At 59.8% G+C, this 15,795-nt stretch carries 12 protein-coding genes; 9 read left to right on the top strand and 3 right to left on the bottom strand.

Annotation, left to right across the window (positions count from 1 at the left end; genetic code table 11):
• The first annotated feature begins 10 nt into the window (after positions 1–10).
• Genes AC0V6U_RS09940 through AC0V6U_RS09930 form a run of 3 tightly spaced genes read left to right on the top strand, consistent with a single transcriptional unit; the run spans position 11 to position 2,529 of the window.
• Positions 11–934 carry a polysaccharide deacetylase family protein gene (locus AC0V6U_RS09940; protein ID WP_472643014.1) on the top strand — a complete coding sequence of 308 codons (924 nt, stop codon included), beginning with the start codon at positions 11–13 and terminating at the stop codon, positions 932–934.
• Between the two features lie 7 nt (positions 935–941).
• Complete coding sequence (locus AC0V6U_RS09935) at positions 942–1,790, top strand: alpha/beta fold hydrolase (protein ID WP_472643013.1); 849 nt, start codon at positions 942–944, stop codon at positions 1,788–1,790.
• Entirely contained in the window at positions 1,783–2,529 is a 747-nt protein-coding gene (locus tag AC0V6U_RS09930; protein ID WP_472643012.1) for an SDR family NAD(P)-dependent oxidoreductase, read from the top strand. Before AC0V6U_RS09935 ends, AC0V6U_RS09930 begins: the two co-directional genes overlap by 8 nt.
• A 25-nt stretch (positions 2,530–2,554) precedes the next feature.
• Here AC0V6U_RS09930 and AC0V6U_RS09925 read toward each other — a convergent pair whose 3' ends face one another.
• Positions 2,555–4,069 carry an aldehyde dehydrogenase family protein gene (locus AC0V6U_RS09925; RefSeq protein ID WP_472643011.1) on the bottom strand — a complete coding sequence of 505 codons (1,515 nt, stop codon included), beginning with the start codon at positions 4,067–4,069 and terminating at the stop codon, positions 2,555–2,557.
• 242 nt (positions 4,070–4,311) lie between these two features.
• Here AC0V6U_RS09925 and AC0V6U_RS09920 point away from each other — a divergent pair, with 242 nt between their 5' ends.
• Together AC0V6U_RS09920 and AC0V6U_RS09915 are read left to right on the top strand one after the other, a co-directional pair.
• Positions 4,312–6,768 (top strand): TonB-dependent receptor, encoded by a 2,457-nt coding sequence (locus tag AC0V6U_RS09920; protein WP_472643010.1) that lies wholly within the window; start codon positions 4,312–4,314, stop codon positions 6,766–6,768.
• A 129-nt stretch (positions 6,769–6,897) separates the two neighbouring features.
• Positions 6,898–8,769 carry an AMP-binding protein gene (locus AC0V6U_RS09915; protein ID WP_472643009.1) on the top strand — a complete coding sequence of 624 codons (1,872 nt, stop codon included), beginning with the start codon at positions 6,898–6,900 and terminating at the stop codon, positions 8,767–8,769.
• A 5-nt stretch (positions 8,770–8,774) separates the two neighbouring features.
• Here the strand turns inward: AC0V6U_RS09915 and AC0V6U_RS09910 are convergent, their stop codons facing one another.
• Together AC0V6U_RS09910 and AC0V6U_RS09905 are read right to left on the bottom strand one after the other, a co-directional pair.
• Entirely contained in the window at positions 8,775–9,395 is a 621-nt protein-coding gene (locus AC0V6U_RS09910; RefSeq protein ID WP_472643008.1) for an isochorismatase family protein, read from the bottom strand.
• 40 nt (positions 9,396–9,435) lie between these two features.
• On the bottom strand, positions 9,436–11,958 hold the full coding sequence (locus AC0V6U_RS09905; RefSeq protein ID WP_472643007.1) for a TonB-dependent receptor: 2,523 nt from the start codon (positions 11,956–11,958) through the stop codon (positions 9,436–9,438).
• 156 nt (positions 11,959–12,114) lie between these two features.
• Here AC0V6U_RS09905 and AC0V6U_RS09900 point away from each other — a divergent pair, with 156 nt between their 5' ends.
• From AC0V6U_RS09900 to AC0V6U_RS09885, 4 genes are read left to right on the top strand one after another with little or no spacing between them, the layout of a single operon-like run.
• Complete coding sequence (locus tag AC0V6U_RS09900) at positions 12,115–12,267, top strand: GntR family transcriptional regulator (protein ID WP_472643006.1); 153 nt, start codon at positions 12,115–12,117, stop codon at positions 12,265–12,267.
• Between the two features lie 7 nt (positions 12,268–12,274).
• Positions 12,275–12,796 (top strand): GntR family transcriptional regulator, encoded by a 522-nt coding sequence (locus AC0V6U_RS09895; RefSeq protein ID WP_472643005.1) that lies wholly within the window; start codon positions 12,275–12,277, stop codon positions 12,794–12,796.
• 5 nt (positions 12,797–12,801) lie between these two features.
• Positions 12,802–13,734 (top strand): hydroxymethylglutaryl-CoA lyase, encoded by a 933-nt coding sequence (locus AC0V6U_RS09890; protein WP_472643004.1) that lies wholly within the window; start codon positions 12,802–12,804, stop codon positions 13,732–13,734.
• The gene (locus tag AC0V6U_RS09885; RefSeq protein WP_472643003.1) at positions 13,734–15,791 is read left to right on the top strand and encodes a hydantoinase/oxoprolinase family protein; all 2,058 of its coding nucleotides are present in this window, start codon (positions 13,734–13,736) and stop codon (positions 15,789–15,791) included. Before AC0V6U_RS09890 ends, AC0V6U_RS09885 begins: the two co-directional genes overlap by 1 nt.
• Positions 15,792–15,795: the final 4 nt, after the last annotated feature.

Here is a 15,795-nt window from a genome sequence, read left to right as displayed (position 1 = left end):
GGGGTAAACGATGTTCCAATATGATTACGTCCCGCTGTCACAGCGCAAGCCATTGCGTTGGCCAGGCGGCGCGAAGGTCGCGCTTATGATGACGATCAATCTGGAGACATGGGATCTGGTGAAGGACACGGATCAGCCCTATTATGCGGGCGGTCCGGCGCTGCTGCCTAATGCCCTGGCTGGGCGCATTCCTGATTACCCCAACTACAGCTGGCGCGAATATGGTCAGCGCGTTGGCGTGTGGCGGATGTTCGACATGTTTGACGAGATGGGCGTGAAGCCAGCCTGCACCGTCAACGCCGTCACTTTTGAACGGCGCAAGGCGATGGCCGATGCCTGCCTTGAGCGCGGCGGGGAACTGATCGCGCACAATTATGAGCAAGGCGAATTGCTCACCGATTTTCACGACGACATTGATGCAGAGCGCGACATCATCCGCCGCTCAGTCGCAATGTATGAAGAGCATACAGGCCGCAAACCGAAGGTCTGGCTGTCCTCCTCGCTGCGCGGCACGCTCAACACGCCGACCATCCTGGTGGAGGAAGGGTTCAAGGCGTACTGCGACATCATGAATGATGACCAGCCCTATATGATCCGCACCGATGCGGGGCCGATTGTCGCAACGCCATACTCCAATGTCATCAATGATTTCACCATCCTGACGCGCAACAATCGCACCACAGATGAGTACCGCGATCTGCTGATCGAAGAGCTCACCGTGCTCCATAAGGAAGGTGAGAAAACCGGCCGGATCATGAATGTCGGCCTGCATCCGCATGTCTCGGGCCGTGCCTACACCATCCGTGCGCTGCGCGAATTCATCGAATATGCGCAGAGTTTGGACGGTGTGTGGTGGGCGACGCGCGAGGAAATCGCGGATTGGTACGCCGAAAACCACGAAGATCACATTCCCGGCCAGCTGACGCAAAGCTGATCCGCGGATGCGCGCGATCGAAAAGGCCTATGCCGCGATAGCTGAGGGGCAGGTCCATCTGCACCAAGCGGTGGGTTCAGGTGGGTCGGCAGAAGCAGGCGGCTTGCCGCTGGTGATGCTGCATGCTTCGCCGGCTTCCTCCACATCGCTGCTGCCATTGATGCGCGCCATGTCCAGCGGCCGCTCGCTCATTGCCTTTGACACGCCTTGCAATGGTCAATCCTGTGCACCTGAAGGTGATGATCCGGAGATTGGCGAGTTTGCCGATATGCTGGACCGGGCGTGCGATGCGCTCGGCCTGGATGAGGTCGCGCTCTATGGCACGCATACGGGCGCGCATATTGCGACCGCTTGGGCGCTGGCGCGGCCTGACCGTGTGAAAGCGCTGGCGCTGGACGGTGTCGCGCTGCTCGATGCAGAGCTTCGCCAAGAGATGCTGGCCGAATATGCGCCGCCCAAACAGCCTGATGACAGCGGCAGCCAGTTCCATTGGGCCTGGCAATATATTCGCGATCAGATGATCTTCTTCCCGCATTATCGCAAAGATGCCGAGCATCGCCGCGCGGGCGGGGTGTTCGATGCCCGCCTGCTGCATGAGCTGGTGCTCGATGTGCTCAATAATCTTGAGAGCTATCACATGCCCTACCGCGCCGTGTTTCGGCACGAAGTGCGCACTGATCTGAAGCGGCTGGCGCTGCCGACATTGGTGCTGCGCGATGGGGGCGGGCCGCTCGACCCGGCAGCGGAGGAGCTGCCCACCTTGATCGCTCATGCCCAGCTGGCCAGCGATTGCGCTGAGCCTGCGGCCAAGGCGGCGGCAATCGAGGCCTTTTTGTCGGAGTTTGAAAATGAGTGAAGCCGTCTATCTCGTCGCCGGTGCCAGCTCTGGCATGGGGCGCGCGGCCGCTTTGCATCTCGGGAAAATGGGCGGGCGCGTGGTTGTTGCGGCGCGGCGCAAGGCGGCTTGCGCGGAGGTTGCGGATCAGATCGATGCCGACGGCGGATCAGCCTTCGTGCAGCAGTTCGATGGCACAGACCCGCAAAGCGTGGCGAACCTCATCAAGTGGATCCGCGAGGAATTCGGGCGGCTCGACGGTGCGTTCAACAACCTCGGTGATACGGTTGGCGAGGGGCCTTTGCACGAGATGACGCAGGACCGCTGGCGCGCGAGCCTGGCGGTCAATCTCGATTCCGTCTTTCATCTGATGCGCGCGGAGATCCCGCTGATGCTGGAGAATGGCGGCGGGGCAATCGTCAACAACAGCTCGACCGGGGGCCTTCGCGGTACGCGGGGCCTATCGGATTATTCCGCGGCGAAATGGGGGCTGATCGGCCTCACCAAATCGGCCGCGATTGAATATGCGGCGCAGGGCCTCAGGATCAATGCAATCGCGCCGGGCATCACCGAAACCGAGAAATTCAAAGAGTTTCAGCAGAATATGCCAGAGCTGTTTGAAGCGCTTAAGACAGAAATCCCCATCGATCGGTTTGGTGCGATGGAGGAAATCGCTGAGACGGTTGGCTGGTTGATGCACAAGGCACCCGGCTATCTCAACGGGACGGTGATCCCGATTGATGGCGCGCGCACGGCGTAAACGCCCCAGTGCAATCGGTGCGGGATCAGTGGATCGCGCAGACCGTCTTTAGCTCCAGGTAGTTTTCAAGCGCCGCCTGCCCGCTGTCGCGGCCCCAGCCTGATTGCTTCATCCCGCCAATCGGCAGCGAAGCGTCATACATGGCGTGGCCATTGATCCACACGGTCCCGGCGCGCAGCGCATTGGCAAAGCGCAGGCCGTTAGAGAGCGACTCGCTCCACACACCAGCGGCGAGGCCATATTCACTGTCATTGGCGGCGCTGATGACTTCATCCGCATCATCAAAGGCGCTCGCGACGAGCACAGGGCCGAACACTTCCTCGCGCACGATCTGCATGTTGGCCTTCACATCGGTCAGCACGGTTGGCGCGACGAATGTGCCATTCGGGCCAGCCGCATCGCCGCCGCACAGAATGCTCGCGCCGTCGCCTTTCCCGCTGTCGATATATTCGCACACTTTGCTGGAGTGCTCACGCGAGACCAGCGGGCCCATTTGGGTGGCTTGATCGAGGCCATGGCCCATTTTGATGCCTTGCGCGATCTCGGCAATGCCCTGCGTCACTCGGTCGAACAAAGAGCTGTGACAATATAGCCGCGAGCCCGCGATGCAGACCTGTCCGCCGTTAAAGAAGATTGCATTGGCCGCGCCCTGGATCGCGGCATCGACGTCGGCATCATCCATAATGATGACCGGCGACTTACCGCCCAGCTCCAAGGTGACCTTTTTTAGGTTGCCCTGCGCTGCATTTAGAATGCGGCGCCCGGTGGCGGTTGAGCCGGTGAAGGCGATCTTGTCGACTTGGCTGTGCTCGGCCAGCGCCTGGCCAGCTTCTGCGCCATAGCCGCAAACCAGATTGATCACGCCATCGGGCAGGCCAGCCTCAGCCATAAGCTCGACCAGCCTAACCGCGGTTAAAGAGGTGTTCTCCGCAGGCTTTAGAACCAGCGTGCAACCAGCGGCCAGCGCCGGGGCCAATTTCATCGCGGTCAAAACCAGCGGTGAGTTCCACGGCACAATCGCGCCGACCACGCCGATCGGTTCCTTTTGCGTGTAGGCGAAGACCTCTTTGCCTTCCGGCTGATAATTGATCGAGGTCGGGATCGTTGACCCTTCGATCTTGGTCGCGAGGCCAGAGAAATAACGGAACTGATTGACCGCGCCCGGAATCTCGGCCCAGCGGCCAACATACAGCGCCTTACCTTGGTCGAGCGTTTCCAGCTCGGCGAGCTCGTCAATGTTCTCTTCAATAAGATCCGCAATCCGCCACAGGATCTTGGAGCGCTCCATCGGGATCATCTTTGACCAGCGCCCATCATCAAATGCCGCTCGCGCTGCTGCCACCGCTTGATCAACGTCCGCCTTGTTTGAACGGGGCAGCAGTCCGATGCATTCGCCGGTTGCCGGGTCCAATGTCTCAAACGTTTCGCCCGATTGGCTGGCTTGCCATGCGCCGCCCACAAAGTTGCGGTGTTCGCGCCGATCCAGAAACGCCTGAGCGGGCTGGTTTGGTTTGGGTGTCTCAAATGCAAGATCAGTCATATCGGATCATCGGTCCCTGTGCGCGCTAATGGTGATGCCTAGATAGGTGAGCGTCATTTCTTTGCGCGATCTATCTGGGCATTTTTCACCGATCTGTGGATAGCACAAAGTTAGCCAACCGGAATCCGGGGCTGTTTACCCGCCAATCGGATAAAAGGGTAAAGCCCCTACGTCGGGTTAACGCGCCGCGTAAATCAGAACCTAGATTGCGAAAACCACAATTGTCAGGGGAGTTCTTCCGCATGTCCAAGGCTTCATTCCAAACCCGTACCATCCGCCGCGTGCTTTCGACCTCCGGTCTTTGCGCTGTCTTTATGGCGGCTGCCACTTCCGGAGCGGCTTCGGCGCAATCGGCAGATGAGGCTGCTGCTGAAGACGCCGATCAAGGCAATGTCATCATCGTTACCGCGCGTAGCCGGGCGGAGGACATTCAGGATGTTCCACTGGCGATCACCGCCTTCACCGAAGAAGATATCGAGCGCCGCGGCCTGCAAGAACTGGACGATGTCGCTCGCTTCACACCTGGCTTTAGTTTTGAGGATTTCTCCGGCGGTTTTGCCCAGCCGGTTATTCGCGGCCAAGCAACCTCGCGTGTGACCGCGCTCGAATCGAACGTTTCGACCTTCTTTGACGGCGTCTATATCCCGCGCTCTTGGGCGGTGGATGTTGGTACAGCGAGCTTGCAGCGGGTTGAAATCGTCAAAGGTCCGCAAAGCGCGCGTTACGGCCGCAACGCTTTTTCTGGCGCGATCAATTATGTTCCCCGCAAAGCCTCGATTGAAGACGGCATCTCAGGCGAGATCGAAGGTACCGTCGGCATCGATGAGCGCTATGATGCGAGCTTCTTCCTCAACTTCTCGGTCAATGAGTGGTTTGCTCTGGCTGGCTCCTACAGCCGCTCTTCCTATGATGGCTCATGGGAAAACTCGCACCCCTTCGCTGACCTCGACATCGATGGGCCAAGCACCGAAGGCAATATTGGCGGCTGGGACAACGAGTCGATCTCTGTCTCGGCGCTGGTTGAGATTACCCCGTCAATCAGCATTGAGGCATCATACAATTATTTCGACGTGCAGAATGAAGCACGCGCCTCACGCTACATTGCTGACAGTGTAGGCGGCATTCTCGATCCAAATGACGTCAGCGCAACCGATAATGGTCTGCGCGCCATCACCAATTGCGGTGCCACAAGGTTCTTTTCATTCAGCCCGCTGATCTGCGGCGAATTCCCAGAGCCAGCGGAGACTGCGATTGTTGACCCGCGCAGCTTCGCAACCGACGCGCAAACTGGCATTTTCCGCGCTGCGATCAATGCAGAAGTCACCGATAATCTCGACTTCAGCTATGTCTTCGCTAACATTAATGGCGACGTAAATATCGGCACCAGCGGCGAGCCGGATCCGATCAATTGCGGTACGCTGGTTGGACCAGCCGGCGGCTTTGCGCCGCTGTGCAACTTCCAGCAAACCCCGGTTGGCGACATTGACTATGACACGCATGAAGCGCGTCTGACCTTTGACAATGGCACGATCCGCGCGGCTGTGGGCGGGTTCTTGTCCGACGGCTTGGACCGCAACCGGTTCTCCAGCCTCAACATTGCGCCGATCACTGATGCTGGCAATGTTGCTCCTCTGATCGGTACGCCGGTACCAAACTTCAGCCGCGATCCAGGCCCGTTCAACATCCTGCTTGCAAACGAGGAAACCGAGACAGAAGTTATCTCGGTGTTTGGTGAGCTATACTGGACCTCCAGCGATGGCCGCCTGACCGTGGGTGCAGAAGGGCGCTATTCAGAGACTGAGATCACCGCGACCGACAATCGCCGCGGAGTAACGCTCAATGAGACGTTCAAGGAGTTCACCCCGCGCTTCACAGTCGACTATGAACTGAACCCAGACGTGCTGCTGTTCGGTACGGTCGCTCGCGGTGCGAAAGCGGGTGGTTTCAACGTTACCGCTGGCCGGGTCGAGGACACGGTTTTTGATCCAGAGGAAAATTGGACCTACGAGCTTGGCGTGAAGAGCAGCCTGATGAATGGCGATCTGACGCTCAACGCTTCGATCTTCTACACCGATTGGTCCGATATTCAGATCAACGCGGCGGATGAGGATCCCAACGATCCGAACAACCCGAACGTGCCATCGATTACGCTCAACCTGGGTAATGCCGAGGTCTACGGTATCGAGCTTGCTGCGCGCTATCAGGCAACTGATAACCTGAGCCTGGATGCAACCTTCTCGCACAGCGAAGGCACGTACGGTGATGGCGTATTCGACAGCCGCTTTAGCCGAGGTGCGCCGGGGCTGACGGCACCGTGCGACAACGTGGTTTGCAGCACCGATGGCGACATCAGCGGCAATGAGATCGAGCGCGCTGCGCCGACTCAGGCTTCGGTTGGCGTCCAGTGGGAAGGCGAGTTTGGTGACAACAACGGATATTACATCCGCACCGACGCCAGCTGGCAGAGCGATTTCTTCGCAGACAGCGCCAATCTGGCGATCATTCCAAGCCGCTTCCTGCTCAACGGCAGCGCTGGAGTGAACTTCGATGATATCTCGGTTCGCCTCTGGGTCCGCAATGTGCTGGATAAGCGCTACGTCTCAAACGCGTTTGCGGTCTTGCTGCCGTTCGGCAACACCTACGGCACGTTCTTTGGTGAGCGCCGCTCTGCTGGTGTGACTGCGTCGGTCGAATTTTAATCGGCCCCAATCATCTGGCGGATGGACATGCGCAATATGCTGGTGTCCGTCTGCAACCTTTGAAATAGGTTATGTCGGGAGGGGCGAGGAGCTCCTCCCGATTGTTTTTGTCTCAAGCGGATGATCCCGATGCGCTACGAAGAAGCTTACCGCCAAAGCATACAAGACCCTGACGCATTCTGGCTGGATGCCGCACAGGCGCTCGATTGGGACACGTCTCCGCCGCAGGGACTGGGCGAGGATGGCAGCAGCTGGTTCGCTGGTGGGCATCTCAATCTGTGCCATAACGCTGTGGACCGGCACGTAGAGGCCGGGCGCGGAGATGCTGCTGCGCTGATCTATGAAAGCCCCGTCACCGGCACCAGTCAGACCTACAGCTTTGCGGAACTGCAAAGCGAAATTGCCCGCACTGCCGGAATGCTCGCAGCTGAGGGGGCAAAGACCGCTGACCGCGTCATCATCTACATGCCGATGATCCCGCAAGCGGTCTTCGCCATGCTCGCCTGCGCGCGTTTGGGCCTGGTGCATTCGGTCGTGTTCGGCGGTTTCTCTGCGGCAGAGCTCGCCAAGCGGATCGATGATTGCGAACCGGTGATCGTGCTCACCGCATCGTGCGGCATCGAGGGCAGCAAGGTCATCCCTTACAAGCCGATCGTCGACGATGCACTCAGCCAGGCCTCTGCCAGGGTCTCCGCCGTGACCGTGTGGCAGCGCGAGCAATGCGCAGCAGATCTGACATCACCATGCGACAAGCATTGGCAGGCGGAGCTCGCCAAGGCTGAGCCAGCAGACTGCGTCTCGCTGCCTTCCGATCATCCGCTCTATATCCTCTACACCTCTGGCACGACCGGTAAGCCAAAGGGCGTCGTGCGTGAGACCGCCGGATACGGCGTTGCGCTCGCATGGAGCATGCCGAATATTTACGGCGTCAAGCCGGGCGAGACCTATTGGGCGGCCTCTGACATCGGCTGGGTCGTGGGCCATAGCTATATCGTTTACGGCCCGCTGATAAACGGCAATGCGACCGTCCTGTTTGAGGGCAAGCCAGTGGGCACGCCGGATGCAGGCATCTTCTGGCGTCTGGTGGCGAAGCATCAGGTGTCGATCCTGTTCACCGCGCCCACCGCCATTCGCGCCATCCGCGGCGCGGACCCGGCAGGTGAGCTTCTGGCTGAGGCGCAGCCCGATTGTTTGCGCGCGCTGTTCCTCGCGGGTGAGCGCGCCGATCCCGATACGGTTGAATGGGTTGGCGAGCAGCTGGGCAAGCCAGTGATTGACCATTGGTGGCAGACGGAGCTCGGCTGGCCAGCGCTGGCAACCTGCGCCGGGCTCGGCACAGCGCCTGCTCCGGTCGGCTCTGCGGGCTATCCTGTACCCGGCTTTGCGTTCCATGTGCTTGATGAAAACGGTGTGCCTGTGGACGCGGATGTGACAGGCAACCTCGCGATTGCAGAACCTCTTCCGCCGGGCAGCTTCCGCAGCCTGTGGCAAAATGAAGAAGGCTTTCGCGGCTATTTCACCGCGTTCGATGGCTTCTACGCCACCGGCGATGCGGGCGTGATGGGCAGCGACGGCGCGTACCGCGTGATGGGGCGCACAGACGACATTATCAATGTCGCTGGGCACCGCCTGTCCACTGGCCAGATCGAGGAAGTTGTCGCGTCCTGCCCCAGCGTGGTCGAATGCGCCGTCATCGGCGGCTCCGATGATTTGAAGGGCGAGGTGCCGGTCGTGTTCTTTGTCGGCGCCAGCGGTGCCGGTGGTGAGGCCGCAGTGACCGGCGAGATCGTCGGTTCCGTGCGTGAGCAGATCAGCCCGATTGCTGCGCCGCGCGATGTCGTTTCTGTCGCGGCTCTGCCTAAAACACGCTCAGGCAAGATCCTGCGCAATCTGCTGCGCGCGGTGGTGAACGGCGGAGAGATCGTGATCCCGCAGACGATTGAAAATCCCGATGTGGTGCAAGCGACGATCGACCGCTTTGAGGCCTTCAAGAAGGGCTAGCGGACCTAAAGGCTTTGCAGATGAGCGATGATATCCGCTTCGCTGACCACGTCGGCATATTTCGCCTCCATGTCGAACAGATTGGCCTCGTGCGGGTCTTCATGGCGATCGCCGACAGCCTCGCGCACCACGGTGGTGATGAAGCCATGCGACATGGAATCGACGCAGGATGCGCGGATACAGCCGCTGGTCGTGAGGCCGGTCAGGATGACATTGTCGATGCCTAAGCTGGTCAGCGTCGCGGCCAGCGACGTGCCAAAGAAAGCGCTGGGATATTGCTTGGAGATGATCAGCTCGCTGTCCGTCGGCACCAGACCCTTGGGCCATGCACCCATCGGACTGCCTTGGAGGAAGTAACGCAGCGGACGCGCCTTTTCATAAAAGCGCCCGCCGTCGATCGCCGATGGGTGATAGACCACATTGGTCAGAATCACCGGAATGCCCGCCGCATGGGCCGCCTCTCGCACGCGCAGGGCCGAGGCCAAAGTGTCCTCGACCCCTGCGTAAAGATCGCATTCTGGGTCAAAATACCCCTCGACAAAATCCACCAGCACCAGTGCGGGCTTTTTCCCAAACCCTGCCTTTTGGCCGTAAGCCTTGGCGTAATTGTCGCTGAGCTGCGTCATGATGCGGCCTTTGCCAGATGCGGGAAGCTGAGCGGCATCCTTAGAACTTGAAGCCAACCTCAACGCCGACCAGACGGCGCGCGCCTGGTGAGATGAAGGATCCGCCAAATTCGATCGCCGGGATCACCTCGTTAAGATATTCGCGGTTCAGCGCATTATTGGCAAAGATCGCGGCGGTGATATTGCCGGTCTCAATCCCAGCGCGCAGGTTCAGCACGCCAAAGGCATCGCGCCGCGCCACGCCGTAATTCGCATTGCCGACAAAATCAGGCAGAGCGAGGGCAGAGATCGGCAGCAGGCCAGAGAAGAGCGTTGGCGCCTCTTGGTTCTGGAAAGAGTGGAACCAGGTTGGGCCCGTGATCCGGTAATCAGCGCGCACGATCAGATCGACGCTGCTGCTCATCGGAACGTCAATCTCTGTGCCCAGATTGATCGTGTAATCAGCGGTGTAGGGCGACTTGTTACCAACCGTTGAAGGGCGCGAGCTGTTGGCTTTGATCTCGCTCTCGGTTACATTGACCGAGCCGAAGAAAGTCCAGCCCTCAACCACTTCGGCAGAGGTGTTGAACTCGATCCCGTAGACATCGACCTCGTCAATGTTGGACACGACCCGGAGCAGGCCGAACGAGCCAACGAAGAACTCGAAGAACTGCATGTCTTCGATGTCGGTGTAATAGGCCGCGAGGTCGAAGGTGATCGCGCCGCCCGCAATCTCACCTTTTACGCCCGCTTCAAACGCGGAGGAGACCTCTTTGTCATATTGGTCTTCGATGGATACATCCGCGCCGATAAACTGTACGAAATTGGCATCGATGATCGCGGCGGAGCCTTGGTTGTTAAAGCCGCCGGACTTAAATCCGATGCCCCAGTTGGCATAGAAATTAAGGTCAGGATTGGGCTGCCAGCTGAGGCTGACTTTCGGCTGCAGCTGCTTGAAGGTCGCATCGACCGGCGCGAAGGCTCCAAAGGCGAGGCCGGGGTTAATCGGACCGCCGGTGAAGGGATCGAGCGCGCCTGCTGGCACAAGCGATTCTGACGAGCGGTCTTCGATGTCATAGCGCAGGGCGAGGCCAGCGGTGAAATCGCCGAACTGATATTCCGCATTGCCGAACACGGCATAGACGCTGGTGTCGAATGTATCATTGAGCAACAGCGAGGTTGGGTTGGCGCTGCCCGGTGCGTTGAACAGCTCGCGGCTGACGCCTGCGCCCGTGTCGCCGCCAATGCTGACGCCGGTTTCGCGGTCAATATTGAGGAAATATGCGCCAATCTGCCAGCTCAGCGCATCGCCGCCGTTAGAGGCCAAGCGGATCTCGCCGCTGATGTCGGATTGCTTGCGGATCTGCAGCTGAGTGCCGTCGCATGTGCTCGGGCTGTAGGCGCCAAAGGTGGAACCATTGACGGGATCAAAGATGAAGGGAACCGGCAGAGCGCCAACAAAGCCAGGCTGGTTGACCGGGAAGCCGGTGAGGTTCGCGGTGGAGGAGAAGCAGCTGTCGACCACATTTTGCGCGGCGGGGTCCGCCGCTGCGATGAAGCGGGCAAAGTCCGCCGAGGTGCCATCGGCGGTCAGCAATTGATCGACATCGGAATAGAGCGCCCATGCGGTTAGTGTGATGTCGCCAAAATCATGCTCGATCTTGGCTGAGAGATCCAAGCTGTCCTGCTCGTTGGTGGGTCGGATATTGCCATAATAGCGGAACGGATGGTCGTTCACATCTTCGTTAAACGCCGGGTTCACGCCCGCGAAATTCGGCAGGTGGAACGAGGAATTGAAGTTGATCGACGCGCCGCGTAACTGCGAATAGCGCGCCTTGATATCGAGCTCTGTTGCATCGCCCAAGTTCGCGACCAAGCGCCCGTCCACGCTCCACACTTCTTGGTCATCGACCACATCGCGGTCGAGAAATTCATTGCGGAAAAACCCGTCGGTGCTGCGGTAATAGCCGGACAGGACGAAGCCGAGATTATCGCCGAGCGGCCCAGCCACATGGCCAGTCGCCTGAATGGTGTTCTCATTCGCGTAAGACGCCTTCACTCCGCCTTCGAAGAAATCGGAGGGCTTCAGCGTTTGGAGAACAATCGCACCGGCCGCAGCGTTGCGGCCATAAAGCGCACCTTGTGGGCCTTTCAGGATTTCGACCTGGCGCAATGTGCCTTGGGTTTGGTTCAATTGCGCGGTGTTGGTTTTGAGGATGCCATCAACCACCAGCGCGACGGAGCTTTCCGCATCGCGCGCGCCGTTGATCCCGCGAATGTTGATCTGAGTGTCGCCCGCCTCAGCCGTGCCGGTCACGATGGTGACCCCGGGGGTCAGCTGAACGAAGTCCTCCGCATTGTCGGCGCCGGTGCGCTCCAAAGCCTGGGCGGTGAGGACAGAAACCGATGCGGGGACGTCTTGCAGGCGCTCGTTCTGGCGCCGCGCGGTGACGATGATCGCATTGTCTTCTTCATCCGCATCGACCGAGCTAGGGACTTCCGCATCTTGCGCGTGGGCAGGCATCGCAAGGGCGGGAGCAAATGCCGCAGTGGCGAACAGCAGAGCTTTGGTTGAACGCTTCATAATTCGACTTCCCCAAATGTGTTGTTGTCCGGTTATCGATCGGACTTGGTCGGTGCGGCCGCGATTTTCAGAAAATCGCACAGCGATTAAACAGTCATTGCAGTCGGCGTTCCTTATTGTATACAAAATCGGCCCGTCAAGCTTTTAGAGGATTCTATGTCGCGCGCATCGGACAAGGCGTACTCGCAAATCCGCGAGCTCATCATCTCGGGCGATCTCGCGCCGGGTGAAGCCTTGGGGGAAGAGGCGCTGGCTGAGATGTGCGGCGTATCGCGAACGCCAATCCGCGAGGCTTTGCGCCAAGCTTGAGGCGGATATGCTGATCCGCAAAACAGAATCGCAGCGCAGCTACGTCTCTGACTGGTCGCTGGACGATGTGCATGATGTGTTTGAGCTGCGCGCCATGCTGGAGGGATATGCCGCCCGCAGAGCCGCCGAGCTGATGGATGATGCGGTCCTCAAGGCGCTCAAAATGCACAATTCCGGTCTTGGAGAGGCGGTGTCGAGCGATCCGCCGAATGTCGAGGAATTCCTTGCGCGCAACCGCGAATTTCACGCGCTGATCCTGCGCACTGCCGCATCTCCGCGGCTCGAAATTCTGCTGCAAACCTTGATCGAGCAGCCCGTGATTTGGCGCACGGCGCACCACTATGAACTCAGCGAATTGGTCCGTTCGCATCAGGAGCATGACGAACTGATCGCGGCTTTTGAGCGCGGCGATGGTCCATGGGCGGAGGCGATCATGACCGGCCATATCCGCCGCGCTTTTCATGCCTATTCAGATGCGCACCGGGAAATGATGGCGGCGGAAGCGGATCAGAATAAGAAGCGAGCCTAGATTAAATGTATACAGAAACCATCGAAATTGTTGAGGTGAGCCCGCGCGACGGTTTGCAAAATGAGAAGCAGCCGATCTCTACCGAAGACAAGCTGACGCTGATTAATCGGGCGATCGATGCAGGGGCTCGGCGCATTGAAGTGACCAGTTTCGTCAATCCCAAGGCGGTGCCGCAAATGGCTGATGCCGATGCGGTATGCGCTGGCCTGCCAGAACGTGATGATGTGACTTACATAGGTCTTGTCATGAACCTGCGCGGGGCTGAGCGGGCGATTGCCACGGGCCGCATCGATCAGCTCGGCGCGGTCGCGGTCGCCACCGACACCTTTGCCATGCGCAATCAAGGTCAGACGAGTGACGGCTCGGTCGATGCTGCCCGCGCCATTATCAAGCGAGCGAAGGAAGCGGGTCTCACCGCGCAGGCTACCATTGGCGCAAGCTTCGGCTGTCCGTTCGAAGGTGAAGTCAGCGAGGATCACGTTGTCGCCATGGCCAAAGCCATTGCCGAGGCGGGCCCAGTCGAGATCGCGCTGGCCGACACAATCGGCGTCGGCAACCCCGCACATGTTGCCCGGCTGGTGGAGCGCGTTCGCGAAGCCATCAGTCCGCTACCGGTGCGCGTGCACTTTCACAACACGCGCGGAACGGGCCTCGCCAATGTCTGGGCGGCCATCAGCGCAGGCGCGCAAACGGTCGATGCATCGATTGGCGGGCTGGGCGGATGCCCCTTCGCGCCGGGCGCTGCGGGCAATGTCGCGACCGACGATGTTCTCTACATGTTGGATAGAGCGAAGATTTCTACGGGCCTTTCGCTCGATGCCATTATCGAGACAAACCACTGGCTTGCCGGTGTGATGGACAAAGAACTGCCGGCGATGGTCGGCAAAGCAGGCGGGTTTCCAAACCCGGCCGATGATAAAGAAAGGAATGCTGCCTAATGGGCTATCGCCTTGGAGTGGATGTTGGGGGCACGTTTACCGACCTCTTGCTGTTCAATGATGAGACCGGAGCATTCTGGCGTCACAAAACCCCCTCGACCCCGCATGACAGCTCAGAAGGAATTCTGACCGGCGTCGAAGCGATCACAAAGGAAGCCGATGTCGCGCCGAGCGAGATCGAATATTTCCTGCACGGCACCACCGTTGCGACCAATGCGGTGCTGGAGGGCAAAGGCGCGAAAGTCGGCCTGATCGTGACCGAGGGTTACCGCGACGTGATGCAGATCGCGCGCAGTTTTGTACCCGGCGGCCTCGCTGCTTGGATCGTCTGGCCTAAGCCTCAACCGCTCGCGCATCTGGAGGACACGATTGACGTGCCGGGCCGGATGGGCGCCGATGGCAAGGAAGTGCGGCCACTCGACGAAGATGCAGTGCGGGCCGCAATGCGCAAGCTGAAGGGGCAAGGCATTGAGGCGCTGACCGTCAGCCTGATCAACGCCTATGTGAACGGCACGCATGAGCAGCGCATTGGCGAGATCGCAGCCGAAGAATTGCCCGGACTGCCCGTGTCTCTGAGCCATGAAGTGCTGCCAGAGATGCAGGAATATGAGCGCACGCTCTCCACCGTTGCCAATGCGGCGGTGCGCCCGGTGGTCGGCAAATATGTCTCCAACCTGCGCAACCGGCTTGAGCAAGAGGGCCTCAAAGGCAAGCTCTCATTGCTGCGGTCTGACGGCGGCTTGATGAGCAGCCAGAAGGCTGAAGAGCATCCGGTCAACATTCTGATGTCTGGCCCAGCTGGCGGCGTGACCGGCGCATTGTGGGTCGGCAAGAACGCTGGCCTCAGCAATATCCTGACGCTGGATGTCGGCGGTACATCGACCGATGTGGCGCTGATCGAAGGGCTGGAGGCGCGCCGGGTGCGCACCACCGAAGTCGGCCACTTGTCAGTCCGCGCATCGGCGCTTGATGTGAAGACGGTGGGCGCAGGCGGCGGCTCAATCGCTCACGTGCCAGAGCTGACCGGAGCGCTGCGGGTTGGCCCGGAAAGCGCGGGCGCGGTGCCTGGCCCGGTGGCTTACGGCAAGGGCGGCGAAGTGCCGACAGTGACCGATGCCAATGTCGTGCTGGGCTATCTGCCAGAGGATCTGCTCGGCGGGGCGTTCCAGCTCGACCGAGAAGGCGCAAAGAAAGCGGTTCAGACGGTTGCGGATGCACTGGGCGTTGGCCTGATGGAGGCGGCGCGCGGCATCATCGACATCGTCAATGAAAACATGTTCGGCGCATTGCGTATGATCAGCGTTCAGCAGGGCTATGACCCTCGCGAGTTCGCGGTGATGGGCTTTGGCGGTGCAGGGCCGCTGCATGTGAATGCTGTGGCGAAACTGATGGGCAGCTGGCCTGCGGTCAGCCCGGTCTCCCCCGGCGTGCTTTGCGCACTAGGCGATGCGACCACACGGATGCGGACCGAAACCGCCCGCAGCTTCAGCAAGCTGGCGCGCGACACAAACAAGGCGGAACTCGCACATGTCCTTACCGAAATGGAGCAACAGACGCGGGCGGAACTGCTCGCAGACGGTGTTCCTGAAGGCGCGATCACCAGCGCGTTTGAAGTGGATGTGCGTTATGCTGGCCAAGCCTTCGAAGTGCCGCTGACCATCGATCAGGAACTGCTCACCAAGGACGGCATCGACGGCATTCTGGCGCGCTTTGACGAGGAGCATTTGCGCCTCTTCACTTTCAACATGGATACCCCGCACGAGATCGTGAATCTGCGCGCGGTTGCGCTGGGTGAAGCGCCCGATCTGCCCGCCAATGAGCTGGAGAAGGGCGACGGCGATCCGTCGGCTGCGAGGATCCGCGATCACACTCTATGGATGGACGGCGAAGAACGCGCCGCTGTGATCTATGACCGCGCGAAATTGCGTCAGGGTGACATCATCCCTGGCCCAGCGATCATCACCGAAATGGACTCGACCACTCTGGTTGAAAATGGCTGCACCGCCACGGTCGATGCGGTCGGCAATATCCTTATCAATTTGAACGAGAAGGGCTGAGACG

Source organism: Erythrobacter sp. W36, from assembly GCF_057364935.1.
The sequence above is the reverse complement of the archived record's forward strand: the minus strand, read 5'-3'. Positions and strand labels throughout refer to the sequence as shown.

Excerpts from the sequence above, each read along its gene's own strand:
- AC0V6U_RS09940 (WP_472643014.1), top strand. The coding sequence starts at position 11 with ATGTTCCAATATGATTACGTCCCGCTGTCACAGCGCAAGCCATTGCGT.
- AC0V6U_RS09935 (WP_472643013.1), top strand. The coding sequence starts at position 942 with ATGCGCGCGATCGAAAAGGCCTATGCCGCGATAGCTGAGGGGCAGGTC.
- AC0V6U_RS09930 (WP_472643012.1), top strand. The coding sequence starts at position 1,783 with ATGAGTGAAGCCGTCTATCTCGTCGCCGGTGCCAGCTCTGGCATGGGG.
- AC0V6U_RS09925 (WP_472643011.1), bottom strand. The coding sequence starts at position 4,069 with ATGACTGATCTTGCATTTGAGACACCCAAACCAAACCAGCCCGCTCAG.
- AC0V6U_RS09920 (WP_472643010.1), top strand. The coding sequence starts at position 4,312 with ATGTCCAAGGCTTCATTCCAAACCCGTACCATCCGCCGCGTGCTTTCG.
- AC0V6U_RS09915 (WP_472643009.1), top strand. The coding sequence starts at position 6,898 with ATGCGCTACGAAGAAGCTTACCGCCAAAGCATACAAGACCCTGACGCA.
- AC0V6U_RS09910 (WP_472643008.1), bottom strand. The coding sequence starts at position 9,395 with ATGACGCAGCTCAGCGACAATTACGCCAAGGCTTACGGCCAAAAGGCA.
- AC0V6U_RS09905 (WP_472643007.1), bottom strand. The coding sequence starts at position 11,958 with ATGAAGCGTTCAACCAAAGCTCTGCTGTTCGCCACTGCGGCATTTGCT.
- AC0V6U_RS09900 (WP_472643006.1), top strand. The coding sequence starts at position 12,115 with ATGTCGCGCGCATCGGACAAGGCGTACTCGCAAATCCGCGAGCTCATC.
- AC0V6U_RS09895 (WP_472643005.1), top strand. The coding sequence starts at position 12,275 with ATGCTGATCCGCAAAACAGAATCGCAGCGCAGCTACGTCTCTGACTGG.
- AC0V6U_RS09890 (WP_472643004.1), top strand. The coding sequence starts at position 12,802 with ATGTATACAGAAACCATCGAAATTGTTGAGGTGAGCCCGCGCGACGGT.
- AC0V6U_RS09885 (WP_472643003.1), top strand. The coding sequence starts at position 13,734 with ATGGGCTATCGCCTTGGAGTGGATGTTGGGGGCACGTTTACCGACCTC.